The organism is Rhodococcus maanshanensis NBRC 100610 (assembly GCF_001894865.1).
Lineage (GTDB): Bacteria > Actinomycetota > Actinomycetes > Mycobacteriales > Mycobacteriaceae > Rhodococcus_G > Rhodococcus_G maanshanensis.
In genome coordinates, this window is the sequence record NZ_BCXA01000028.1 from 1 (window position 1) to 24337 (window position 24337).

Annotated in this window: 21 protein-coding genes and 1 pseudogene; 8 read left to right on the plus strand and 14 right to left on the minus strand. The window is 68.3% G+C overall.

The window, feature by feature from the left end; translation table 11 throughout:
* The 5 genes from argB to RM1_RS14255 form a co-directional block, all read right to left on the minus strand.
* On the minus strand, positions 1–470 hold a 470-nt coding region (gene argB, locus RM1_RS14235; RefSeq protein WP_143187332.1), incomplete at its 3' end, for an acetylglutamate kinase.
* Positions 467–1705 carry a bifunctional glutamate N-acetyltransferase/amino-acid acetyltransferase ArgJ gene (gene argJ, locus RM1_RS14240; RefSeq protein WP_072752139.1) on the minus strand — a complete coding sequence of 413 codons (1239 nt, stop codon included), beginning with the start codon at positions 1703–1705 and terminating at the stop codon, positions 467–469. The genes argB and argJ, both read right to left, overlap by 4 nt.
* The gene (argC, locus tag RM1_RS14245) at positions 1702–2775 is read right to left on the minus strand and encodes an N-acetyl-gamma-glutamyl-phosphate reductase (protein ID WP_072752141.1); all 1074 of its coding nucleotides are present in this window, start codon (positions 2773–2775) and stop codon (positions 1702–1704) included. The genes argJ and argC overlap by 4 nt, the downstream gene beginning before the upstream one ends.
* Before the next feature lie 55 nt (positions 2776–2830).
* Positions 2831–3319: a DUF420 domain-containing protein gene (locus RM1_RS14250; protein WP_072752271.1), complete on the minus strand. Its 489-nt coding sequence runs from the start codon at positions 3317–3319 to the stop codon at positions 2831–2833.
* A gap of 95 nt (positions 3320–3414) precedes the next feature.
* Positions 3415–4947: a class I adenylate-forming enzyme family protein gene (locus RM1_RS14255; protein WP_072752143.1), complete on the minus strand. Its 1533-nt coding sequence runs from the start codon at positions 4945–4947 to the stop codon at positions 3415–3417.
* Between the two features lie 126 nt (positions 4948–5073).
* Between RM1_RS14255 and RM1_RS14260 the strand changes: the two genes are divergently transcribed.
* Together RM1_RS14260 and RM1_RS14265 are read left to right on the plus strand one after the other, a co-directional pair.
* Positions 5074–5694, plus strand: a complete 621-nt coding sequence (locus RM1_RS14260; RefSeq protein WP_072752145.1) for a TetR/AcrR family transcriptional regulator — start codon at positions 5074–5076, stop codon at positions 5692–5694.
* A gap of 31 nt (positions 5695–5725) precedes the next feature.
* Complete coding sequence (locus RM1_RS14265) at positions 5726–7378, plus strand: acyl-CoA dehydrogenase family protein (protein ID WP_072752147.1); 1653 nt, start codon at positions 5726–5728, stop codon at positions 7376–7378.
* Positions 7379–7435: 57 nt separating this feature from the next.
* Here the strand turns inward: RM1_RS14265 and RM1_RS14270 are convergent, their stop codons facing one another.
* The 8 genes from RM1_RS14270 to infC all read right to left on the minus strand — a co-directional run bounded on the left by RM1_RS14270 (position 7436) and on the right by infC (position 14168).
* Positions 7436–7621, minus strand: a complete 186-nt coding sequence (locus RM1_RS14270) for a hypothetical protein (RefSeq protein WP_072752149.1) — start codon at positions 7619–7621, stop codon at positions 7436–7438.
* A gap of 66 nt (positions 7622–7687) precedes the next feature.
* On the minus strand, positions 7688–8161 hold the full coding sequence (locus RM1_RS14275; RefSeq protein ID WP_072752152.1) for a hypothetical protein: 474 nt from the start codon (positions 8159–8161) through the stop codon (positions 7688–7690).
* A 113-nt stretch (positions 8162–8274) separates the two neighbouring features.
* Positions 8275–10761 carry a phenylalanine--tRNA ligase subunit beta gene (pheT, locus tag RM1_RS14280; RefSeq protein WP_072752154.1) on the minus strand — a complete coding sequence of 829 codons (2487 nt, stop codon included), beginning with the start codon at positions 10759–10761 and terminating at the stop codon, positions 8275–8277.
* 28 nt (positions 10762–10789) lie between these two features.
* The gene (gene pheS, locus RM1_RS14285) at positions 10790–11860 is read right to left on the minus strand and encodes a phenylalanine--tRNA ligase subunit alpha (protein ID WP_072752156.1); all 1071 of its coding nucleotides are present in this window, start codon (positions 11858–11860) and stop codon (positions 10790–10792) included.
* A gap of 64 nt (positions 11861–11924) precedes the next feature.
* The gene (locus RM1_RS14290) at positions 11925–12737 is read right to left on the minus strand and encodes a TrmH family RNA methyltransferase (RefSeq protein ID WP_072752158.1); all 813 of its coding nucleotides are present in this window, start codon (positions 12735–12737) and stop codon (positions 11925–11927) included.
* A 23-nt stretch (positions 12738–12760) separates the two neighbouring features.
* On the minus strand, positions 12761–13150 hold the full coding sequence (rplT, locus tag RM1_RS14295) for a 50S ribosomal protein L20 (protein ID WP_027503191.1): 390 nt from the start codon (positions 13148–13150) through the stop codon (positions 12761–12763).
* Between the two features lie 67 nt (positions 13151–13217).
* Complete coding sequence (gene rpmI / locus RM1_RS14300; RefSeq protein WP_027503190.1) at positions 13218–13412, minus strand: 50S ribosomal protein L35; 195 nt, start codon at positions 13410–13412, stop codon at positions 13218–13220.
* Between the two features lie 54 nt (positions 13413–13466).
* On the minus strand, positions 13467–14168 hold the full coding sequence (infC, locus tag RM1_RS14305) for a translation initiation factor IF-3 (RefSeq protein WP_072752160.1): 702 nt from the start codon (positions 14166–14168) through the stop codon (positions 13467–13469).
* A gap of 293 nt (positions 14169–14461) precedes the next feature.
* On the opposite strand from infC, the gene RM1_RS14310 reads away from it, so the two are divergent.
* From RM1_RS14310 to RM1_RS27050, 6 genes and pseudogenes are all read left to right on the plus strand, one after another.
* Complete coding sequence (locus RM1_RS14310; RefSeq protein ID WP_027503188.1) at positions 14462–14806, plus strand: DUF1844 domain-containing protein; 345 nt, start codon at positions 14462–14464, stop codon at positions 14804–14806.
* 73 nt (positions 14807–14879) lie between these two features.
* On the plus strand, positions 14880–15299 hold the full coding sequence (locus RM1_RS14315) for a DUF1801 domain-containing protein (RefSeq protein ID WP_072752272.1): 420 nt from the start codon (positions 14880–14882) through the stop codon (positions 15297–15299).
* A gap of 257 nt (positions 15300–15556) precedes the next feature.
* The gene (locus RM1_RS14320; protein WP_083576726.1) at positions 15557–16939 is read left to right on the plus strand and encodes a toll/interleukin-1 receptor domain-containing protein; all 1383 of its coding nucleotides are present in this window, start codon (positions 15557–15559) and stop codon (positions 16937–16939) included.
* A complete protein-coding gene (locus RM1_RS14325; protein WP_072752164.1) occupies positions 16936–20583 on the plus strand; it encodes an nSTAND1 domain-containing NTPase in 3648 nt (1215 codons plus the stop codon). The genes RM1_RS14320 and RM1_RS14325 overlap by 4 nt, the downstream gene beginning before the upstream one ends.
* An 18-nt stretch (positions 20584–20601) precedes the next feature.
* Positions 20602–20770 (plus strand): annotated as a pseudogene (locus RM1_RS26840) (aminopeptidase P family protein); the annotation flags it as partial.
* A 263-nt stretch (positions 20771–21033) separates the two neighbouring features.
* Entirely contained in the window at positions 21034–21165 is a 132-nt protein-coding gene (locus tag RM1_RS27050; protein WP_281252142.1) for a hypothetical protein, read from the plus strand.
* A gap of 87 nt (positions 21166–21252) precedes the next feature.
* Here the strand turns inward: RM1_RS27050 and uvrA are convergent, their stop codons facing one another.
* Positions 21253–24198 (minus strand): excinuclease ABC subunit UvrA, encoded by a 2946-nt coding sequence (gene uvrA / locus RM1_RS14330; RefSeq protein ID WP_072752166.1) that lies wholly within the window; start codon positions 24196–24198, stop codon positions 21253–21255.
* Between the last annotated feature and the right edge of the window lie 139 nt (positions 24199–24337).

Consider the following 24337-nt stretch of genomic DNA (forward strand, 5'->3'; position numbering starts at 1 on the left):
AGCCCGATGTCGGTGGCGACCCCGTCGACCTGGACCGTGCGCCTGGTCGCGGTGAACAGGTGCGCGTCCTCGCCCGAGATCCCGACCGCGTACGGGCCGTGGCTGTTGATCAGGCCGACGAGCTCGCGCCCCACCTGACCGAACAGCACCATCCGGACCACGTCCATCACCTCGGGGGTGGTGACCCGGAAGCCCCCGCGGAACTCACCCTCCATGCCGAGACGCGCCAGCATCGCGTTGATCTGCGGACCGCCACCGTGCACCACGACGGGATGGATCCCGACGGTGCGCAGGAAGGCCATGTCCGCGGCGAAGGCCCGCTTGAGGTCGTCGTCGACCATCGCGTTGCCGCCGTACTTGACCACCACGATCTTGCCGTGGAACCGCTCCAGCCAGGGCAGCGCCTCCGCGAGGACGTGTGCCTTCTCCGCCGCGGTGATGTGCTCGATGCTGTCGATGTGCCCGGTCATGACGAGTACGCCGAATTCTCTTCCACGTACGCGTGCGAGAGGTCGGTGGTGCGGATGGAGACCTCCGCGTCACCGACGCCGAGCTCGATCCGCAGCGCGATGTCGATGCCGGAGAGGTCGACCTCCCTTGCGCCGGGCGCGCCGACACCGTCGATGCAGACCGGGTTCCCGTTGAAGGACACCGAGATCCGGTTCGGGTCGAGCTCGATCGGGGCGATGCCGACCGCGGCGAGCACGCGGCCCCAGTTCGGGTCGGACCCGAACAGCGCCGTCTTGACCAGGCTGTCGCGGGCGACGGTCCGCGCGGCGACGAGCGCGTCCTGCTCGGAGGCCGCGCCGGACACCGTGACGGTGACGCGCTTGGTGACGCCCTCCGCGTCGGCCATGAGCTGGTCGGCGAGGTCGTCGCAGACCGCAAGCACGGCGGCGTTGAGCTCGTCCTGGCTGGGCGCAACGGAACTCGCGCCCGAGGCGAGCAGCAGCACGGTGTCGTTGGTGGAGGTCGCGCCGTCCACATCCAGCCGGTCGAACGACAGCCGGGTCGCGTTGCGGAGCGCCTCGTCGAGCTGGGCCGGGGTCGCGATGGCGTCGGTGGTGATCACGCACAGCATGGTGGCCAGCGCCGGGGCGAGCATGCCCGCGCCCTTGGCCATCCCGCCGACGTTCCACTTGTTCGCGTGGTGCAGGGCCGCCTGCTTCGGCACGGTGTCGGTGGTCATGATCGCGTAGGCCGCGTCGGTGCCCCCGGAGATCCCGCCTGCCAGTTCGTGCACGATCTCGGTGACGCCCGCGAGGAGCTTGTCCATCGGCAGCCGGTCGCCGATCAGCCCGGTCGAGCACACCGCGACCTCCCCCGCGCCGGTCTCGGTGCCCCAGTCGCTCAGCGTCGCCGCGACGTGCTCGGCGGTCTGGTGGGTGTCCTGGAAGCCGGGCGCTCCCGTGCAGGCGTTCGCGCCGCCCGAGTTCAGCACGACCGCGCGGAGCCTGCCGCCGGTCAGCACCTGCTGCGACCACAGCACGGGCGCGGCCTTGACCTTGTTGCTGGTGAACACGCCGGCCGCGGCGGTGTCCGGGCCCTCGTTGAAGACCAGCGCCAGGTCCTGGCGTCCGCTGACCTTGATGCCCGCGGCGATTCCTGCGCCGCGGAATCCGGCGGGCGCGGTGACGCCCTGGGTGCGCACGAGCTTGCCGCCCGCGACGGCGACCGAGTCGGGGATGACGGGGGTGGTGTTCACGGGGCTACTCCCACTGTCGAGAGACCATCGGTCTCGGGCAGGCCAAGGGCAAGGTTCATCGATTGCACTGCGCCGCCCGCGGTCCCCTTGGTGAGGTTGTCGATGGCGGCGATGACGACGAGCAGGCCCGCGTCGGCGTCGACCGTGACGCCGATCTGGGCCGCGTTGGATCCGATCACCGCACCGGTCTGCGGGAAGACATGCTCGGGCAGCACGTGCACGAAAGGCTCGTCGGCGTAAGCCTTTTCGTACACCTCCCTGGCCTGCGCCTCGGTGACGGTGGTCGGCGCGGTGCAGGTGGCGAGGATACCGCGGGGCATCGGCGCCAGCACCGGCGTGAAGGACACGGTGACGTCGGTGCCCGCGAGGGGCGAGAGGTTCTGGATGATCTCGGGGGTGTGCCGGTGCACGCCGCCGACCCCGTACGCCCGGGCCGAACCCATGACCTCGGAACCGAGCAGGTCGGCCTTGGGCGCGCGACCCGCGCCGGAGGTGCCACTGACCGCGACCACGGTCACCCGCGGCTCGACGATCCCGGCGGCCACCGCGGGGGCAAGCGCAAGGCTGGCCGCGGTCGGATAGCAACCGGGGACCGCGATCCGGGTCGCGCCCGCGAGCTTCTCCCGGTGGCCCGGCAGCTCCGGCAGGCCGTACGGCCAGGTCCCGGCGTGCTCGCTCTTGTAGTACTTCTCCCAATCCGCCGCGCTCGCCAGCCGGAAGTCGGCGCCGCAGTCGATGATGACGGTGCTCTCCGGCAACTGCTTGGCGATCTCGGCCGAATTGCCGTGTGGCAGACCGAGGAACACCACATCATGGCCGGCGAGCTGCTCGACGGTCGTCGGCTCGAGGACGCGATCGGCCAGCGGCAGCAGATGCGGGTGATGCTCACCGAGCCTGCTGCCCGCGTTGCTTCCCGCGGTGAGCGCGCCGATGGTCAGCGAGCCGTCGCGATAGGCGGGGTGACCCAACAGGAGTCGGAGGACCTCACCGCCCGCGTAGCCGCTCGCACCGGCGATGGCGACCCGGATCGGCGTGGACGCCGGGCCTGAGGAAGCTGCAGAAGTGACCATACGATTGATTATGCATCATCATGCAAGCCCATTCATAGCCAGGGCGCGGGCGGCCTCAGGCGACGAACGCGACCCAGTAGAAGGCCCAGCAGGACACCGCGGTCATGGTCATGCCGATCGCGGCGATCCGCGCCCATCGCCGATGCCACGCGCTGTGCGCCCCCGGGTGCGGCGAGCCGCCGAAGTTCCGCACCGCCCGAACGATCACCACCGGCCACAGCAGGACCGAGAACACCGCGAACACCAGGTGGATCGCCAGCACCGACCACACCAGGGTCGACGCCGAGCCGCCGACCACGCCAGCCGACCGTTCTTCCCATCCGTTGAAGCGCACGTCCAGCTCGAAGAGGACGACGGCCACCAGCAGCGCGATACCGAGCGCGAGCTGCACCGATCTGTGCAGCCGGAAGCGCCTGCCGACCCTGACCTGGTAGACGCTCCAACCGAGGACCGCCACCACCAGCGCCATCAACAGCACCATCATGTCCATGGCCGCGGAGGCCCTCGTGCCGAGGAAGCCGTCGATCCCACTGAAGTCGTTCATCGCCGAAACCACACCCTTGTCCCAAACTTACCGACACCGTGTCGGGAAGATGCGGTTCGGACGGTATCAGGCCGGACAGGCGGGCCTCGCGCCGGTCAGGACAGCACGGCCTCCCGGATCACGTGCTTGGTGAGCTTGCCGGAGGGATTGCGCGGCAGTTCGTCGACAACGACCAGCTCCCGCGGTATCTTGTAGCGGGCCAGCTTGTCCGCCAGGTACTCCCGCAGCTCGTCCAGCTCGAGCGTCGCGCCACCGACGGTCGCCACCACCGCGACCACCGTCTCGCCCCACTGCGGGTGCGGCCGCCCGATCACCGCGACGTCGACGATGTCCGCGCGCGGGCGGATAGCCTCCTCCACCTCCTGCGAGTAGACGTTCTCGCCGCCGGTGATGATGACGTCCTTGGTGCGATCGACGATGTAGAGGTAGCCGTCCTCATCGACCCGTGCCACGTCGCCGGAGCGGTACCAGCGGCCCTCGAACACCTCGGCGGTGGCCTCGTCGTTGTCGAGGTAGCCGACCATGCGGGTGTCGCTCGCGAGCCAGATCTCGCCCGTCTCCCCCGGCCCGGCGTCGAGGCCGTCCGGCCGGACGACGCGCAGATCGACGCCCGGCATGCCGCCGCGCCCGATCGACCCGGCCTTGGCGATCTGCTCGTGCGGGTAGAGGGCGGTGCCGGTCGGGCCCATCTCACTCATCCCGTACACCTGATAGAAGTCCTCGGACCGGTACGCGTCCTGCAGCTGCCGCGCCACCTCGGCACCGATCGGCGCACCGCCGTATGTCCATCGCCGCATGGTCGAGAAGTCGTAGGTGGACATGTCGATGCCAGCGGCGCGGACCACCTGCAACGGCGCCAGGTAGGCGATCGGAGCGCCGAAGAACGCGGTGATCTTCTCGGCGCCGATGATCTCGAGGAAGGGCAGCGGCGCATACTCGCGCATCAGCACGACCGTGCCGCCGAGGAACATCGTCGGGACGAACCAGACATTGAGTGGGGCCGCATGCCAGATCGGCATCGCGATCAGCACCCTTTCGTCGCGGTCGAGGCCGAGGGTGGTCGCGATGTACGGCGCGACGGTCGTGATCGAGCGGTGCGTGTGCAGGCAGCCCTTGGGGGCACTGGTGGTTCCCGACGTGTAGAGCACCTGGGCGATCTCGGTCTCCTCGACCTCGACGCCTGCCCACTCGTCAGCGACGTCCACGAGCGCGTCGAAGTCCCGGTCGGCGTTTCCCTCGGCGTCGTCACCGAGCTCGGTGAGTAGCCAGTCCACCTGCGGCGCACCGGCTTCCGCGTTCGCTCGGAGCCCGGCCGAGACCACACCCACCTTCGCGCCGCAATGCGTGAGCGTGTACTCGACCTCAGGGGGCGCCAGCTTGTGGTTGACCGGCACCAGCACCGCGCCCGCCCGCCACGCCCCGAAGGCCGCGATCACGAAGCCAGGGGTGTTGTAGGTCATCACCGCGACCCGGTCGCCGCGCCGGACACCCCGGCCGCGCAGCACCTCGGCCGCCCGCTTCGACGCGGCGACGAGTTCGCGGTAGCTGAGGCGCTCGGCCCCGTAGACCACCGCCTCCTTGTCCGGGAACTTCCGGCAGGTGCTCTCCAGCATCGTCGTCAGGTCCATGGGTCCTCCTCGGGTGGCGCCCGGCATGTCGTTGCGGCCGGATTGCCGTCTACGGCGATTCGTTCTACAGTCGGGATGGACAAGGATTGAATCACGATTCATAGTTTTGCGAAAGGCGCCGACCACATGGCCTACCGAGCGACGGAGAAGACCCGCGCCGCCCAGGCGGAGCGCAGGGAGGTGCTGCTCGCCGAGGCCGGGAACCTGGTCGCGGCCGGCGGATTCTCCGCCGCCTCGGTCAAGGCCATCGCGGAGAACTGCGGCGTGAGCGTCGGATCGGTGTACTCGTACTTCGACGGCAGGGCCGACCTGCTGGCCGCCGTGTTCCGGCGCGGCGCCGACCAGGAACTGAACGAAGTGCGGATGGCCGTTGCCGAACACTCGGGCGCGGCGGACCGACTGCGCGCGCTGGTCGAGACCTTCGCCCGGCGCGCCATCCGGGGGCGTCAGATGGCCTGGTCACTGCTGTTCGAACCGGTCGATCCCCGGGTCGACGAGGAACGGCTCGTCTACCGCGGCTCCTATGTCGAGCTGACCACCGCGATCCTGCGCGACGGCATCGAGGAGGGCGAGCTGCCCGAGCAGCACGTCGGGATCGCCGCGGCCGCGCTGATCGGCGCCATCAGCGAGTCCCTCACCGGCAGGCTCTCCCCCGTTCCCGTGGAGCTACCCGAGACCTTCTCCGACGATGACATCGTCGACGCCATCCTCCAACTGTGCCTGCGCGCGGTCGGTTTCGCCGCCTGACCGCAGCCGATACCCAAGAAGGAACCAACACATGACGAACGCAGTCGCCTCGCCGCACCGCACCCACGAGGTCTTCAACCAGGCACCCCCTCGGGTGGACGTCAACGAGTACACCTCGAACGTCCCGCTCGTGGAGGGCGTGCGCCGCTACGACGCCGAGTGGGCGCAGCGCGATCTCACCGAGGTCGGCGCACTGGTCGGCACGGCGGGGTTCCAGCACGACGCCGAGCTGGCCAACACCGTGCTCCCGACCCTGCACACACACGACAGGTACGGCCACCGGATCGACGAGGTCGAGTACCACCCGGCCTATCACCGGATCATCGGCGCGGCGGTCGAGCACGGCGCGCACACCTCCGCCTGGGCCGACCCGAAGCCCGGCGCCAATGTCGCCCGCGCCGCAACCTTCATGATGTTCGCGCAGGTCGAGCCCGGTCACTCCTGCCCGGTCTCCATGACCCATTCGGTCGTGCCCGCCCTTGACTTCTCCCCCGAGCTGGCCGGGCTGTGGCTGCCGCGCCTCTACGCACGCGGGTACGACGGCGGACTCGCCGCGCCAGGCAGCAAGCCGGGCGTGCTGTTCGGCATGGCGATGACGGAGAAGCAGGGCGGATCCGACGTCCGCGCCAACACCACCCGCGCGGTCCCGAACTCCGACGGCAGCTGGTCGCTGACCGGGCACAAGTGGTTCTGCTCGGCGCCGATGTCGGACGGGTTCCTGATCCTGGCCTACACGGACGAGGGCATGTCCTGCTTCCTGGTCCCCCGGGTGCTCGAGGACGGCACCCGCAACGTCTTCCGCATCCAGCGCCTCAAGGACAAGCTCGGCAACAAGTCGAACGCGTCGTCGGAGATCGAGCTCGACGGCACCATCGGGCATCTGGTCGGCGAACCCGGCCGCGGCGTCCGCACCATCATCGAGATGGTCTCGCGCACCCGCCTGGACTGCGTGTACGGCTCGGCAGCGGGCATGCGCCAATCGGTCGCGGAGGCCCTGTGGCACGTGCGCCACCGGGCCGCGTTCGGCGCGACGCTGATCGACCAGCCCGCGATGACCGCGGTCGCCGCGGACCTCGCGCTCGAATCGGAGGCCGCCACCGCGACCGCGCTGCGCCTGGCCCGCGCCCACGACGAGGACGGCGACGACACCGAGAAGGCCTTCCGCCGACTCGCCACAGCAGTCAGCAAGTACTGGATCTGCAAGCGCGGACCGCACCACGCCTACGAGGCGCTCGAGTGCCTCGGCGGCAACGGCTACACCGAGGCGTTCCCGCTGGCTCGCCGGTACCGCGAGCAGCCGGTGATGGCGGTGTGGGAGGGCTCCGGCAACGTGATCGCCCTCGACGTGCTGCGCGCCATGACGCGCGAGCCCGAATCCGTCGCGGCCTTCGACGCGGAGCTCGCGCTCGCCTCCGGGTCGTCGAGGCTGTTCGACGAACATCTCACCCGCATTCGCGGCGCACTCGCCGAGCTGGCGACCCTCGACACGGCGCAGGCTCAGCTGCGCGCACGTCCCGTGGCCGCTGCGATGGCGCTCGGCCTGCAGGGCTCGCTGCTCCTGCGCACCGCACCGTCCGCGGTCGCCGAGGCGTTCCTGGCGGCGCGGCTCGGACCCGAGCGCGACCTCGAATACGGCACGCTCCCCGTTGGCACCGACTTCACGGCGATCCTGGACCGCCAGTAGTTCGAGGACGGCAGGCGCGGTGGCGGACCCAGGTCCGACCGCGCCTGCCGTTCGCGCTCACTCCAGGCGCAATGCGGGCGACCGGCGACCGCCGGGCTCGTCGGGGAACCCGCGCGGCTTGCGCTGCCCGAAGTTCTCCCAGATCGACACGATGAAGAGCATCGTGACGCCGATGAGGACGACCGCGATGGCGGCGCAGACGACCACGAAGCCGAACACGACCCCGATTTCCGACCAGACCATGGCATTACCTCCACGTCTTGGTTGTGAAGTTGCAGAGCGGGATGGCTACACCGTACGCCGGGGGTCCTACGAGTCCATGGACTTTCGGATCTCGTCGAGTTTGCTCTTCGCCGCCTTCTGCCGCTCGTCCCACTGCTCCGCGACGGTGCGACCGGCCGGGGACTCGGCATCGAGCTCGGTGGCACCCGCCGCGGTCCCGGCGCGGGTCTCGATCTTCTCCCGAACCGAGTCGAAGGTCGGCACACCGGAGTCGGTGTAGTCGGGCGCGGGCATCGCGGTCGGCAGCCCGGGTCCCGCCGTCGGCACCGGGGCGCCGGTCACCACCGTCGGGCCGGGAGAAATCGGTATGTCGGCCGGGCCGGGCACCTCGGCCGGGATCGGCACGTCCGGCGCTGCGGGGACCTCGCCGCCGATCGCGTTCGCGGCGGCCGCGATCGACGCCAGCGCCGGACGGCCCGCGGTCGCGGCGGCGATCACCCGCGCCAGTTCCTGGTCGGTGAGCCCGCTCAGCCCATCGGCAACGCTCTGGGAATCGGTCATGACACCTCATTCCGTCGACTTGCCGCAAGGCTACGGCAGCCCGCGTCGAGAGTGCACCTGCCGGCGGCCGACTCGGCCGATGCCCCGGCAGGTGCACTCTCGACGGATGGGGGTCAGGCCCGAAGCTGCGCACCCACCGCGGCGGAGGCCGCGGCGACGGCCGCGTCCCGACCGGCGGAGGCCTCGTCCTCGGTGAGCGTCCGATCCGCGGCGCGGAACCGCAGCGCGAAGGCAAGGGACTTGCGCCCCTCGCCCACCTGGGCACCCTCGAACACGTCGAACAGCCGGATCTCCTCGAGCAGCTCGCCCGCGCCGGAGCGCAGCGCCGCCTCCACGGTGGCGGCGGGCACGGTGGCGTCGACCACCACCGCGACGTCCTGGAGAACGGCGGGGAACGGCGAGACCCGAGGCGCAGGAAGCGATTCGGTGATCGGCAGCGCCGTCAGGTCGATCTCCACCGCGCAGGTACGCGGCGGCAGCCCGCTGCGCTCGAGCACAGCCGGGTGCAGCTCACCTGCGTGCCCGACGACGACTCCGTCGACCAGCAGTTCGGCGCCGCGGCCCGGGTGCCAGGGCAGGTACTGGGCGGCCCGCCGCTCGAGGGACACGCCGGCCGCCTCGGCGATCGTCTCCGCGGCCGCGAAGGCATCGGAGGCCTCGACGGCGCGGCCCGCGCCCCACGGCCCGCTCGGCTCCCTCAGCCCGGTCAGCACCGCGGCGACGTGGGTCGGCTGCGCGGGCAGCGACTTCAGCAGGTCCGCGACCTGCTCGTCCGTCGGGCGCCGGTCCACCGGCAGTGCCTGCACCGGCTTGGTATCGGGCCCGGGGAGGACGACCTGCGCGATGCCGAACAACGCGAGGTCGCGCTGGCCACGAGAGGTGTTGCGGGACAAGATCTCCAAGAGGCCCGGCAGCAGCGTGGTGGCGAGCTCGGGGCGATCGGACTCGAGCGGGTTGAGCACCTTCGAGGTGGTGCGGCGCGGATCGTCGGCGTCGAGGCCCCAGGCGTCGAAGACCCCGGTGGGCAGGAACACCGTCGGCAGCACCTCGACGTACCCGTCGAACGCGAGCGCCCGACCGACGGCGCGGCGGCGACGCTGCTGCGGGGTCAGGCCGCGGCCTGCGGGCGCGGCTGGGAGCACCGACGGGATCTGCTCGAGCCCCTCGAGGCGCAGCACCTCCTCCACCAGGTCCGCCGGCTGCTCCAGGTCCGGCCGCCAGGTGGGCGGGGTCACCACGAGCTGACCGTGGCCGGACTCGCTGACCCCCACGTCCACGCCGCAGCCGACCTGGGTCAGCCGCCTGGCCGCGGTGCCGTTCGGGTACGCCACACCGGCCACCCGATCGGGCAGATCGATGTCCATGCGGATCGGAGCGGGCTCGTCGACCCCGCCGACATCGGTGAGGACCGGCTCGATGCGGCCGCCCGCGATCTCCACAAGGAGCGCGGCCGCGCGGTCGAGCGCGGCGACGGGCAGGGCCTGGTCCACCACGCGCTCGTACCGCTTGCTCGCCTCGCTGATCAGCTTGTGCCTGCGGGAGGTCCGGAACACCGCGAGCGGGTTCCAGATCGCGGCCTCGAGCAGCACCTCGGTGGTCCCGGCGCCGACCTCGGTGCTGGCACCACCCATGACACCGGCGAGGGAGACCGCGCCCGTGTCGTCGGCGATCACCACGTCCTCGGCGTCAAGCGTCCGCTCCACCCCGTCGAGCGTGGTCAGCTTCTCGTCCGCGGCGGCCCGGCGCACCACCAGGCCACCGGTCAGCTTGTTCGCGTCGAAGGCGTGCAGCGGCTGTCCCAGCTCGAGCAGCACGTAGTTGGTGACGTCGACCGCAGGGGAGATCGGACGCACACCGGAGAGCAGCAGCCTGCGCTGCAGCCACCACGGCGAGACCGCGGCGGGGTCGATCCCGGTGACGCGACGCAGCGCGAAGCGCGGTGACCCGGACTCCGGCTGCACCGTCAGCGGCCAGGCCTCCCCGTCCGTCCCGTGGGTGGGCAGTACCGCGGGGTCGGCGAACTCGAGGTCGAAACCGCAGGCCAGCTCCCTGGTCAGCCCGCGCACCGAGAAGCAGTACCCGCGGTCGGGGGTGATGTTCAGCTCGATGATCGTGTCGCCGAGGCCGAGCAGCTCGTTGGCGTCTGCACCGGGCTCGGCCGTGCCGGGCTCGAGCACCAGGATGCCCGAATGATCCTTGCCGATCCCGAGTTCGGCGACGGAGCAGATCATCCCGTCGGACACCTGGCCGTAGGTCTTGCGCGCGGCGATCTTGAAGTCGCCGGGCAGCACCGCGCCGGGCAGGGCCGCGACGATCAGGTCGCCCTCAGCGAAGTTCCTTGCACCGCAGACAATTCCGCGGGGCTCGGACTCTCCGACGTCGACCTGACACATCCGGATCGGCTTCTTGAACTCGGTGAGCTCGGTGATCGACACGACCCGGCCGACCACCAGCGGCCCCGGCACCCGGTGCAGGACGTCGACCTCCTCGACCTCGAGGCCGACGCGCACGAAACCGGCGTCCAACTCCTCGGCCGTCACCTCCCAGTCGGGGGTCGCCCGCTGCAGGATCTCGGTCAGCCACGATTGCGCTACTCGCACGTCTACTCAGCTCTCTCGTTCTCGTCGATCAGGCCTGGACACCGAAGGGCAGCGTGAATCGCACGTCGCCCTCGACGATGTCGCGCATGTCCGGGATGCCATTGCGGAACTGCAGGGTTCGCTCCAGACCCATGCCGAACGCGAATCCGGAGTATTCGTCGGGGTCGATTCCACTGGCCCGCAACACCTTCGGGTTGACCATGCCGCAGCCACCCCACTCGACCCAGCCCGCGCCACCCTTCTTGCCCGGGAACCACACGTCCACCTCAGCCGACGGTTCGGTGAACGGGAAGTAGTTGGGCCGCATCCGGGTCCGGGTGTCCGGGCCGAACAGGGCCCTGGCGAAGGCGTCGAGGGTGCCGCGCAGGTGCGCCATGGTCAGGCCCTTGTCGATCGCCAGGCCCTCCAGCTGGGAGAAGACCGGCGTGTGCGTGGCATCCAGCTCGTCGGTCCGGAAGGTGCGCCCAGGGCACACCACGTAGATCGGCACCTCCCGCGAGAGCATGGTGCGGACCTGCACCGGCGAGGTGTGCGTGCGCAGCACCTGTCGCGAGCCCTCGGGCGCGATGTGGAACGTGTCCTGCATGGTGCGGGCGGGATGATCCGGCAGGAAGTTGAGCGCGTCGAAGTTGAAGTGCTCGGTCTCCACCTCGGGACCCTCGGCGACCTCCCAGCCCATCGCGACGAACACGTCGGAGACCTGCTCGGAGATGATGGTGATCGGGTGGCGGGCGCCAACCGGACGACGCTGGGCGGGCAGCGTCACGTCGATCGCCTCCGCGACGAGCACGGCGGCGTCGCGCTCGGCGAGCAGCACCTCACGGCGGGCGTCGAATGCCGTGGTGGCCCTGGTGCGCGCCGCGTTGACCCGCTTGCCCGCGTCCGCCTTCTCCTTGCCGGGCAACGCGCCGAGGGCACGCCGGACGAGCGACAGCGGCGCCTTGTCGCCCAGGTGGTCGATCTTCGCCTTGGCCAACGCATCGAGATCGCCTGCGGCGGCGAACGCCGACTCGGCCCGCTCGGCCGAGGCACCGAGCGCGTCTTCGGTCAGCGCCTCGGTGTCGATCGGTCCTGAAGTCTCGGCCTCGTTCTTTGCCACGGCTGGTCAAACTCCTCGTCGATGGTCGTCGCGCCCTGCGCACCCGGCGCACAGCAGAACAATCCTAGGTTGTCGGTCGGTCCTGTCGGTGCTGCACCCGCGCGCTCGCGTACAGGCAGATGGCGGCGGCGGTCGCCAGGTTCAGGCTCTCCGCGCGGCCGTGGATGGGAATCCGCACCCGGTGGTCGGCCCCTGCGGCGATCGCCGGGTCCAGCCCGTGCGCCTCGTTGCCGAACAGCCACGCCGTCGGCCGGGCCAGCAACTCGTCCGCGTCGTCGAGGTCGACCTCGCCGTCGGCAGCGGTCGCCAGGATCTGCACCCCCGCGGCGGTGATCTGTTCGAGGACGAGGGCCACGTCCCGCTCCCGCGCGATCGGCAGGTGGAAGACGCTGCCCGCCGAGGAACGCACGCACTTGCCGTTGTGCGGGTCGACGCTGTCGCCTGCCAGGATCGCCGCGTCGGCCCCGACCGCGTCCGCGACCCGGATCACCGTTCCCGCGTTACCGGGCTCGGACACCGAGACGGGGACGGCCAGCAACCTGGGCGACCCGCCCAACGCCTGCCCGAGCGGGACGTCCAGGAGTCCACACACCGCGACCAACCCCGGCGGGGTCACCGTGTCGCTGAGTGACCTGGCGGCCCGCTCGGTGATCGGCGAGACCCGCACGCCCGCTGCGGTTGCCCCGGCGATGAGCTCGCCGTACCTGGCGCCGGCCTCGTCGGTGAAGAAGAGTTCCTCCACGCGACCGGTGGCGAGCGCCGCGGTCACCGAGTTCGCGCCCTCGGCGAGGAAGCGCCCCGCCTTCTTGCGCTCGGCGCCGCGCAACAGCTTGACAGCAGAAACGACCCGTGGAGTCCGCTCGGTGAACGGGTCCACGGGTCGCTCCTGGTTCAGCTTGCTCAGGCTGCTTCCCCGGCGGGGGCGTTCACGTCGGCAGGCAGGGCGGCCTTCGCGATCGCCACCAGGCCGGCAAACGCCTCGGCGTCGGAGACGGCCAGCTCGGCGAGGATCTTGCGGTCGACCTCGACACCCGCGGCGTTCAGGCCCTGGATGAAGCGGTTGTAGGTCATGTCGTTCGCGCGCGCGGCGGCGTTGATACGCGTGATCCACAGCTTGCGGAAGTCACCCTTGCGCGCGCGGCGGTCCCGGTACGCGTAGGTGAGCGAGTGGAGCTGCTGCTCCTTGGCCTTGGTGTACAGGCGCGAGCGCTGTCCACGGTAGCCCTTGGAGGCCTCAAGAATCGAACGACGCTTCTTCTGGGCGTTGACCGCCCTCTTTACGCGTGCCACTGGGAAATCCTGTCAATCTCGGAGCGCGACGGGCGCTCCTGGGTTGGTCAAAAAGTGCTGGTCTCGATCAGATGCCGAGCAGGCGCTTGATGCGCGGGGTGTCAGCCTTGCTGACGACGGCCTTGCCATCGAGGCGACGGGTCACCTTGGTGGGCTTGTGCTCGAGCAGGTGGCGACGGCCGGCCTTCTGGCGCAGGATCTTGCCGCTGCCGGACACCTTGAATCGCTTCGAGGTGCCGCTGTGGCTCTTCATCTTGGGCATGGAGTCCTCAGTTCTGTGTTTCTTCGGTACTGCATTTCGGTGGTGCTGGTCTGGCTAGCTGCTCGGCGCCTCGGGTGCAGCGCCTCCGGCCGGAGCCTCGGGTGCCGCAGCGGGGGCCTCCGGCGCGGGCGCCGAGGCGGGCCTCGGAACCTGGGGCACCGGAGCCTGAGCGCTCTCCTGGGCCTTGACTCGGGTCTTGGCGCCCTTGTGCGGGGCGAGCACCATCGTCATGTTGCGGCCGTCCTGCTTCGCCGAGGTCTCGACGAAGCCGAGGTCGGCGACATCGGCACCGAGGCGCTGCAGCAACCGGAAGCCCAGCTCGGGGCGGGACTGCTCGCGACCGCGGAACATGATGGTGACCTTGACCTTGGACCCGGCCTCGAGGAAGCGCACGACGTTGCGCTTCTTGGTCTCGTAATCGTGGTCGTCGATCTTCGGACGGAGCTTCTGCTCCTTGATCACGGTCAGGGTCTGGTTCTTGCGCGATTCGCGCGCCTTCTGCGCGGCCTCGTACTTGAACTTGCCGTAGTCCATGATCTTGCACACCGGCGGACGGGCGTCGGGCGCCACCTCGACCAGGTCGAGATCGGCCTCGAGGGCCAAGCGGAGTGCATCTTCAACACGCACGATCCCGACCTGCTCACCGCCAGGTCCGACGAGTCGAACCTCGGGTACGCGGATGCGATCGTTGATGCGGGTCTCAGTGCTGATGGGGCCTCCTAGGTTGAGCGGCGTGGTCGTCCTGACCGCCGGCAGCCCGTTGCCCGCTCTCTCCCAACAAAAGAGCCCCGCTGGATTTTCACCATGCGAGGCCCGATGTCGACCGGTTCGATGTCCGCCGCGATCGCATCGCGGCCTTCACCCCCTCAGGAGAGGGAACCCGACCCTGAGATGATCTCCGCACGGAACACCGTGCCGAGATCAAGCCCAAGGGCGGGCGACCGGACCGCTGACCAGCGTGTTTGATGCGCCGGATAGCGGTGGGAGTCGGACTCCACTTGCTGCCCCCAACATCGTCGGGGGCGGTCGTGTATGGAAGTCTAGCAGGCATGACAGAGCAAACTCACACGGGCGACGTCCGCGAGCTGGCCGATGTGCCCGCAGTGGAGGTCATCAGCCGCGCCGCAGTGATGCTGATGAGCTCGGCCGCCGAGAAGCTCGGCCTCTCCTCGCCCGACCCCGACGAGAGCGACCACCTCGACCTGGACGAGGCCCGCCGGGTGATCACCGCGCTCGCAGGCCTGGTCACCGCCTCGGCGGAGTACCTCGGCCCGCACGCGGGTCCGATCCGCGAGGGACTGCAGGCGCTCCAGCGCGCCTTCCGCGAGGCATCCGCCCATCCCGACGAGCCCGGCAACGGCCCCGGCGAGAAGTACACCGGACCCGTTTACTGACCGCTCCACCCCGCCGCCATCGAGTGACACGATTCGCTCGGTGGCGGCCGGGGCGAACGGCGATACTGAATCCGTGGCGAACAAGACCCAGCCGACCGGCGCCGACGTCGAGGAGTTCCTCGGCACGCTGACCGACGACGTCACGAGAGCCGACTGCGGACACCTGATCGACCTGATGCGCGCCGCGACCGGCGAGCCGGCCGCCATGTGGGGCCCGAGCATCATCGGGTTCGGTAACCGCACCTACCGCTACGCCAGCGGGCATCACGGCAACACGGCACTGATCGGCTTCGCCCCCCGATCGACGGCCCTCGTCCTCTACCTGAGCCTGGACCTGGACGACCACCGCGACGCCCTGCAGCGTCTCGGCAAGCACCGGACCGGCAAGGGCTGCCTCTACATCAAGCGACTCGCCGACGTCGACGAGTCCGAGCTCCGCGCGTTGATCGAATCCTCGGTGCGCGCCGCCCGCGCGTTGTCCGCCGACTCCTGAGATCGGGTCGACCTTCGATGTGAGGTCGCCGGGAACCTCGTCATAGGGGGTGGCGCAGTTCAGCGGCATACCCCGGGGTCGTCGATGACGATCGCGAATTCCACTCGACATTCCGGCGGCGTAGCGGGTCGGCGCCAAATCACCGAAACAGGGAATTCGAGTAGTCGACTACTCTGTTGCGCCGCACTCTCAGCGAACACCATTAGACCTGTGTGACGAGTGCTCTATGACACACGTCAGGGCGCAGGAGTAGGCGCATGAGCGTGAACGACGAAGATTTTTGGGACGATCTCCTCTCGCATATTCGGGAGCAGCGACTGGTGCCGGTCGTCGGGCCCGAATTGAATGTCGTCGGTGACAACCAACAGACCCTGACCGCCCTGATCGGCGAGCGCCTCGTCGAAAAGCACGGCCTCACCGTGCCACCGGGTGTGACGACGATGGGCGAAGCGGTGGCCGAATTCCTGAGGAAACGCGGTCAGATCGAGGGCGACCGGCTCTACCGAGACATCAACAAGATCATCGCGACACTGGACCCGCAACCCGGCGACGCGCTCCGCGACCTGGCCGCGATCGACGATTTCCGCCTCCTCGTTGCCACGACACCCGACCGATTACTCGCGAAAGCAGTCAACGAAGTCCGATTCAACGGCCGACCGATGGCGCGCGAGATCGCTTTCTCCCCGACACAGTCCACGAGCGAACACTCCTACAACGCGGAGGCACCCGCAGCAGCCGAAACCGTGGTGCTGAATCTGTTCGGTCGAGCCGCCGCCACTCCTCAATATGCGATTCACGAGGAGGATCGACTGGAATGGATGCATGCGTTACTGAGTGACACGGCCAGTCTTCCCGACTGGCTCAATCATCAGCTGAAAGACTGCGCTTTGTTGTTCATCGGCTGCGAAATACCCGACTGGGTAGGCCGATTCCTGCTGCGGATGTCGACGAACGGTCGGCTGTCGGTCGAGCAGAAGCAGTTCTTCTTCGCAGGCTGCTCATCGATGTACGAACCATCACTATCGGACTTCTTCGAAACCTACTGCCGCAGTACGCAGGTCCAGCAGTTGAGCGTGTCTCCGACCGAGTTCGTCGCAGAGTTGAAGACCCGCTGGGAACAGGAATCCGGTCCGAGACCATGGACCCCTGAGCCCGCACCAAGGCGCTCCCCTGCGGACACGCCGACGATCTTCATCAGCTACATGCGCGAAGATGCTCACGCTGCGCGGCAAGTCTGCGATGCCATTCAAGATCTCGGTGGTGACGTTTGGCTGGACGATCGACGGCTACTCCCCGGCGACGACTGGCACACCGAGATCCTCTCCGCGATACGCCGCAACGTTCGCTTGTTCATTCCGATCATCTCGGCGAACACCGAGCGGGTCGAGGAGGGTTACGTTTTCACCGAGTGGTACGAGGCGCTCCAACGATCACGCCGCATTCCGGGACGCAGCTTCATCGTGCCAGTCGTCATCGACGATGACTACACGGGAAGCGCGAGTGCATATCCTCGAATGCGGGACCGCTTCGGACACTTGCACATTGGGCATGCGCCGGCAGGCGAGCCCGATATGGACCTGCTCACCGCGCTGAAGGTCGCTATCCGCGACATGCGACGACCCGCCAACGATGCAGCATGACCCTCACCACGGCACCGCAACTCGACAGCGAGAATCCTTGGCCGGGACTCGCATCGTTCGAAGAGAACGCGCATGCCTTCTTCTTCGGCCGCACCGACGAAACTTCCTCCCTGCTCGGTCATGTGCTCGATACGCCGGTCACGGTGCTGTACGGGAGCTCCGGACTCGGCAAGACATCGCTGTTGCGAGCCGGTCTGTTCCCGGTGCTTCGCGAGCGCAATTTCTTGCCGGTCTACGTGCGCTTGGAACTCAAGCCGGGCGCGCCCGGACTGTCTCAACAGCTACATGAATCTGTCAGTAGAGCCATCCGGGCGGAGGCGCCCGATGCCGAGCTGCCCGCGGATGACGAGTCCCTGTGGGAGTACTTGCATCGCAAGGGCCTCGAACTCTGGAGCACGGGGAACCAACTGCTCACACCGGTGATCGTCATCGATCAGTTCGAGGAGGTCTTCACACTCGGCGATCGGGTGCCTGCGCTGGTCGATGCCTTCAGGGACGAGCTGGGCGACCTCGCCGAGAACCGCATTCCAGCCGGTCTGGCCGCGCGTATCGACGAGGACGAGACGGTGGCAGACCAATTCGACCTGCGATCGCGCCGGTTCAAGTTGTTGATCAGCCTTCGAGAGGACTTCCTGCCCGCACTCGAGGAGTGGTGCGGGTTGATCCCAGCACTGGGACGTTCGCGGGTGCGGCTGCATCGCTTGCATGCGAGCCACGCGCTGGAGGCTGTGCACGAGCCAGCAGCACACCTGATCACCGACGACCTGGCGTGCCGGGTGGTGAGCATCGTTGCCGGCAAGGATCTTCAGCCAGCCGGCACGCCACAGAGCACCGAACCCGAACCTCCGAACGGCGAACTGGAACCTGCCGATGTCGAGCCCGCCCTCCTCAGCTTGTTCTGCCGCGAACTCAACGAGATGCGGAAGCGGCGGTCCTTGCCGCACTTCGATGAGCAGCTCGTCGAGGACGCCAAGGAACACACTCTGGCGAACTATTACTCGTCGTGTGTCGGACACCTGCCGAAGCGCGTAGCAAGGTTCATCGAGTCCGAGCTGATCACGGAAACCGGGTTCCGGGACCGCTACATTCGTGAGGACGCGGTGCCCACGTACCTCGCCGACGACGAACTCGAGCAGCTGATTCAGTCGCGCCTGCTTCGAATCGAAGAAGACCGCAACGGTGCTCAGTGGATCGAGCTGACGCACGATGTGCTGACCGACGTCGTCCGCGAGCACAGAGATGCGCGGCGCGCGACCGAGGACAAGGCAGCGCTCGCGGCACGTACGGCAGAGCTCGAGGCCGACAGGGAGCGTCAGCAGGCCGAGCTGGACAAGGCGAAGAAACGCTCTCGGGTTCTGCGTGCTGTGCTGGCGGCGACCGCTCTCATCGCCGTCGTGGCCATCGTCGCGGCTGTCGTTGCCGTGGTCGCGTTCCGGCAAGCGAACGACGCACAGCAGCAAGCCGATGCACAACGGCAAGAGGCAGACAAACGCACCAACGAAGCCTTCGCGCAGCGGCTCACCTCAGAAGGCCAGGCTATCCTCACCGGCGGGCAACCGGGCAGCGAGCTTGCCGCCTTCGTCAAACTGATTACAGCACAGCATATTTCGCCGGACGCTAACCCAGGAGGACTGCTCGTCGCGCTCGATCGCAAGTCTCGGATACAGGCAATCGATCCCTCCGCCGGGTTCGTGAGCGGCGATGGCAGGCGGATCGTGACGACGGGCCCAGCGGGTGCCCAAACGGTGGACACTCAGACGTGGAAGCCGGTCGGCCACCCGTTCGGAGAACTGGAGTGGCTTCGCATGGGCCTGAGCTTCAGTGGGCGCTACCTCGGGAGCTTCGACTATTCCGACAAGGTGATTCGAGTCTGGGACTTTGACGCCGGGAACTACATCGGACAGCCGATGAGCGGCTCCGATAGCTACGTCGCCGATGTCGCCGTCAGCGCAGACGGGCGCCTCGTTGCCGCCTCGGATGCCCAAAGGACGGCGCGGCTGTGGGACGTCGAGTCCGGTCGGTTGATCGCCACCCTGACTCAGGCGAGGGCGCTCGAGTTCAGCCTCGACGGGCGCAGGCTGGCCACGGCCGGTGACGAGCTCAGCGTGCAACTTTGGGATACCGAGACGGGCGCGGCGTTGCTGAGGACGCAGCCGGCCGGCGATGAGCGCCTGGGCGACGACGACACGATAGAGAACCTGGCGTTCAGCCCGGACGGCAGCATCGTTGCCGCCGGCGGGAGGACCGTGGGCCTCGGATCCGTCAGCGGAGGATCACCGGTGCGACTCTGGGACACCGGCACCGGGGAGTTGATAGCCACACCCGTCGTCGGTGACTACGGCCGGATACGGGCACTCGCGTTCAGTCCTGACGGGCAACGGATCGCCACCGGCAGCGACGACAACTCGGTGCGGCTGTGGGACGCCAGGACGGGCCAGCCGGTCGGCGAGCCGCTCGGCTTCAAATCGAACGTCTGGCAGATCGCATTCACCCGCGAAGGCAACAAGATCATCGCGGTGTCCGAGGACGGCGCACAAACTGTGGACGCGGATCCCGACGCACACATGCCGGTGGAGTCGGCCGGCAGCAAGGCCGCCGCCTTGCGCCCCGACGAATTGATCGGTGTGGACATCAATACCGACGTCCCATACATCGTTCTCGCGCGAGACAACGCCCTGCACCGGGTGAACGCCGACACCGGAGAAGACCGCGCCTATTCGAACAGCCTTCCGGTGTCGATGAACGACGAAGAAGCGAGCCACGACGGTCGTTGGCTTGCAATCGCGGGTACAGACCACGTCATACGTGTGCTCGACACATCGAATGGCCAGTTCGTCGGCAGTCCCCTCCAGGGCCACGAAGACACGGTCAACGACCTGGAGTTCAGCCCCGATGGGCAGACCCTCGCCAGTGCGAGCGCCGACAACACCGTGCGACTGTGGGACTGGCGCGCGGGCCGTCAGATCGGCGAGCCGCTCACCGGACACGAGGACGCCGTGGGGCAGCTCGTGTTCAGCGATGACGGCGAACACCTGTTCACTCGCGGAGGTGGCTCGATCCAGATCTGGGACCTGACGATTGAGCACCCCACCGGAAAGGCTCTCGGTGGCGATCGCAACCGAGATTTCTTCACGGCAATGGCGGTCAACGGAGATGACAACCTGATCGCTGCGGCCACAGGCGACGGGACGATTCAGCAATGGGACGTCGGCACCGACGAGACGCACGGCCGTGAGATGAAGGGCCACAACCAAGGTGTCAGCGACATCGCCTACAGCCCCGACGGCCGCTACCTGTCGTCGATCGGCAGCGGGGGCACCGACGACACGTTGCGTTTCTGGGATACAGAATCGGGGAACCAGATCGGTGAGCCGGTGGACACCACGCCACTCGGCGCAACTTCCCGGGTCAAGTTCAGCGGGGATGGCCGTTGGGTGTACGTCGTCGGGCACGGCGTGTCCCTGAACGGCGAGGGGCCTCAGGAAGGCCGCGACGCGATCTGGCGGCTTCCCGCACCCCTGCAATGGGAGCACGAACTGTGCGCCAAGCTGACCGTCAATCCAAGCGAAGCACAATGGAAAGAGTGGGTCTCGGCCGTTGTCCCCTACCAAGAGCCTTGCCCCGGCAAACCCCGGACGCAGTAGAAACGCAGCGCCTGGGGCCTGACGGCCGCTTCCGCGGCCGTGGATGCGGGGCTCGCCGGGACTGTCCCCAGGCTATGGCCGGCGGTGTCTGGTCGGCTCGCGGCCGCAGACCTTCGAGCGGCCGACGGCCCTGGTGCTGCCGGCCAAAGGTGACCCGAACATGGTGGTGCCACGTCTGGAGTTGGCCGTGCGTACGTATCGGCGGCGACCCCGCTCGCGGCCTGTGATTGACATCACAATCCTTCGCTGAAACCGGCTCCCGGATTCCGTACGTGCGTCCAGTCCCGCTCGTGTACAAAGATTCCGGATCGGGGGATCACTTTCGTTCTACCCGCCCCGTCGTCCGACATCCGGGGATGGGGCAGCAGCTCGATTCGTCTCCAGCCAACGAGGTCGCTGGCTTTCAGCGACTCGGCAATGAACACCGCATATCGCAATGAAGGAGCTCACATGCCCAACCCCAGTGACATCGACGGCCTGTTCGGATCGATTGCCAACATCATCAACTCCATGATCGCGGGCGGCTCGTCCATTCCCGGCGCGGATACCGGCGCAGGAACCGGCACCGGCACCGGCGCCTGAGGAATTTCGGCTAGAGCACGGCTCTGAGCAGAACGGGCCGGGTCTTCACGACCCGGCCCGTTCTGCCGTCTGTGGCTGCCTTCCGCGTCAGACCGCGGCCGCCGCCTTGCGCGGGGCCCGCTTCCGCTTCGTCTCACCCGCCGCCTGCGCCTTGGCCTTGCCGTTGACGGCGGGCTGCTGGTCGAGCACCTCCCGCAGGAACCTGCCGGTGTAGCTGGCAGGCACCGCCGCGATCTGCTCCGGGGTGCCCTCCCCCACGACGGTTCCGCCGCCCGATCCACCCTCGGGCCCCATGTCGACCACCCAGTCCGAGGTCTTGATCACGTCGAGGTTGTGCTCGATCACGATCACCGTGTTGCCCTTGTCCACCAGCCCGTTGACGACACCGAGGAGCTTGCGGATGTCCTCGAAGTGCAGGCCGGTGGTCGGCTCGTCCAACACGTACACGGTGCGCCCCGTGGAACGCTTCTGCAGCTCGGCGGCCAGCTTCACCCGCTGCGCCTCGCCGCCGGACAGGGTGGGCGCCGGCTGGCCGAGGCGCACGTAGCCGAGTCCGACCTCGACGAGCGTCTTGAGGTAGCGGTGGATCGAGGTGATCGCCTCGAAGAAGCCGGCGGCCTCCTCGATGGACATGTCGAGCACCTCGGCAATGGTCTTGCCCTTGTAGTGCACCTCAAGGGTCTCCCGGTTGTAGCGGGCCCCGTGGCACACCTCGCACGGGACGTACACGTCCGGCAGGAAGTTCATCTCGATCTTGAGCGTGCCGTCTCCCGAGCACGCCTCACACCGGCCGCCCTTGACGTTGAAGGAGAACCGTCCCGGCTGGTAGCCGCGGACCTTCGCCTCGGTCGTCGCGGCGAACAGGGTGCGGATCTTGTCGAACACGCCGGTGTAGGTGGCCGCGTTCGAGCGCGGCGTCCGGCCGATCGGCGACTGGTCCACCTGGACCAGCTTGTCGAGCTGGTCGAGCCCGTTGATCCTGGTGTGCCTGCCGGGGACCTGGCGCGCGCCGTTGAGCTTGTTCGCCATCACGGTCGCGAGGATGTCGTTGACCAGTGTCGACTTTCCCGAGCCGGAGACGCCGGTCACCGAGGTGAGGACGCCGAGCGGGAAACTGACGTCGATGTTCTTGAGGTTGTGCTCCTTGGCCCCGATCACCGTGACCTGACGCTTCTTGTCGACGGGCCTGCGAATGGCGGGCACATCGATAGTCGACCGGCCGGAAAGGTATGCGCCGGTGAGCGATTCCTCGCAGGTCAGCAGCTCCTCGTACGGTCCGCTGTGCACGACCCTGCCGCCGTGCTCGCCCGCGAGCGGGCCGATGTCGACGACCCAGTCCGAGGTCCTGATGGTGTCCTCGTCGTGTTCGACGACGATGAGCGTGTTGCCGAGGTCCCGCAACCGGGTCAGCGTGTCGATCAGCCGCCGGTTGTCACGCTGATGGAGTCCGATGGACGGCTCGTCGAGCACGTAGAGCACGCCGACCAGGCCGGAACCGATCTGGGTGGCCAGCCGGATCCGCTGGGCCTCCCCGCCGGAGAGGGTGCCTGCCGCACGTGAGAGCGACAGGTACTCGAGCCCGACGTCGAGCAGGAAGCCGAGCCGCGCCTGCACCTCCTTGAGGACCTGACCGGCGATGGCCTCCTCGCGGGCGCCGAGTGTGAGGCTGTTCAGGAAATCCGCGCAGTCCGAGATCGACAGCTCGGCGACATCGGCGATCGACTTCTTGCCGTGCTCCCCCGCCGAGATGGTGACCGAGAGGATCTCCGGGCGGAGCCGGGCACCGTCGCACGCCGGACACGGCACGTCGCGCATGTACCCGTCGTAGCGTTCCTTCATCTGCTCGGACTCGGTCTGCTCGAGCCGACGGTGCAGGAAGGGCATCACGCCCTCGAACTCGGCGTAGTACGAGCGCGTCCGCCCGTACCGGTTCTTGTACTTGACGTGCACCTGGTCCGCGCTGCCCTCGAGCACCGCCTTGCGGGCCTTGGCGGGCAGTTCGTTCCACGGGGTCGACATCTCGAAGCCCATGATGTCGGCGAGCCCGGACAACAGGCGGCCGAAGTACTCGGAGGTCTGCCCCATCGACCACGGCGCGATCGCCCCGTCCTCGAGACTCAGCTCCGGATCCGGCACAACCAGGTCCGGGTCGACCTCCTTGCGGATGCCGAGGCCGGTGCACTCCGGGCAGGCGCCGTACGGCGAGTTGAACGAGAACGACCGCGGCTCGAGATCGTCGATCGAGAGGGCGTGCCCGTTCGGGCAGGCCAGCGACTCGGAGAAGCGGCGTTCCCGGTCCGGCGCGTTCTCGTCCCGGTCGACGAAGTCGAGGACGACGATGCCGTCCGCCAGCCGCAGCGCGGTCTCCACCGAGTCCGTGAGCCGCTGCTTCGAGCTCGCCTTGACCGTGAGGCGGTCGATGACCACCTCGATGTCGTGCTTCTCCTGCTTCTTGAGCTTCGGCGGGTCGGTCAGCTGATGCACCACCCCGTCCACCCGGACGCGGGCGTAGCCCTGGGTGTTGAGCTGGTCGAAGAGATCGACGAACTCACCCTTACGGGTGCGTACCACCGGCGCGAGCACCTGGAAACGGGTGCCCTCCTCCATGGCGAGCACCTGGTCGACGATCTGCTGGGGGCTCTGCTTCGCGATCTGCTCGCCACACACCGGGCAGTGCGGGGTGCCTGCGCGGGCGTAGAGCAGACGGAGGTAGTCGTACACCTCGGTGATGGTGCCGACCGTGGACCGCGGGTTGCGGTTGGTCGACTTCTGGTCGATCGACACCGCGGGCGAGAGGCCCTCGATGAAGTCGACGTCGGGCTTGTCCATCTGGCCGAGGAACTGGCGGGCGTAGGCCGACAGCGATTCGACGTAGCGGCGTTGGCCCTCCGCGAAGATGGTGTCGAACGCGAGCGACGACTTGCCGGATCCGGACAATCCGGTGAAGACGATGAGACTGTCCCGGGGCAGGTCGATGTCGATGCCTCGCAGGTTGTGCTCGCGCGCTCCTCGCACGATCAAGCGGTCCGCCACTCGATGTCCCTTCTCGTCGACGCAGAGGAGGTAGTCCTCACGCGCTGCACATGGTAGGCCGGGGTACCGACATCGTCGGCTGAGCCGCGATCGGACGACCCCGAGCCCACCCGCGGCCGATCGCGCGCCCGAACCCTCG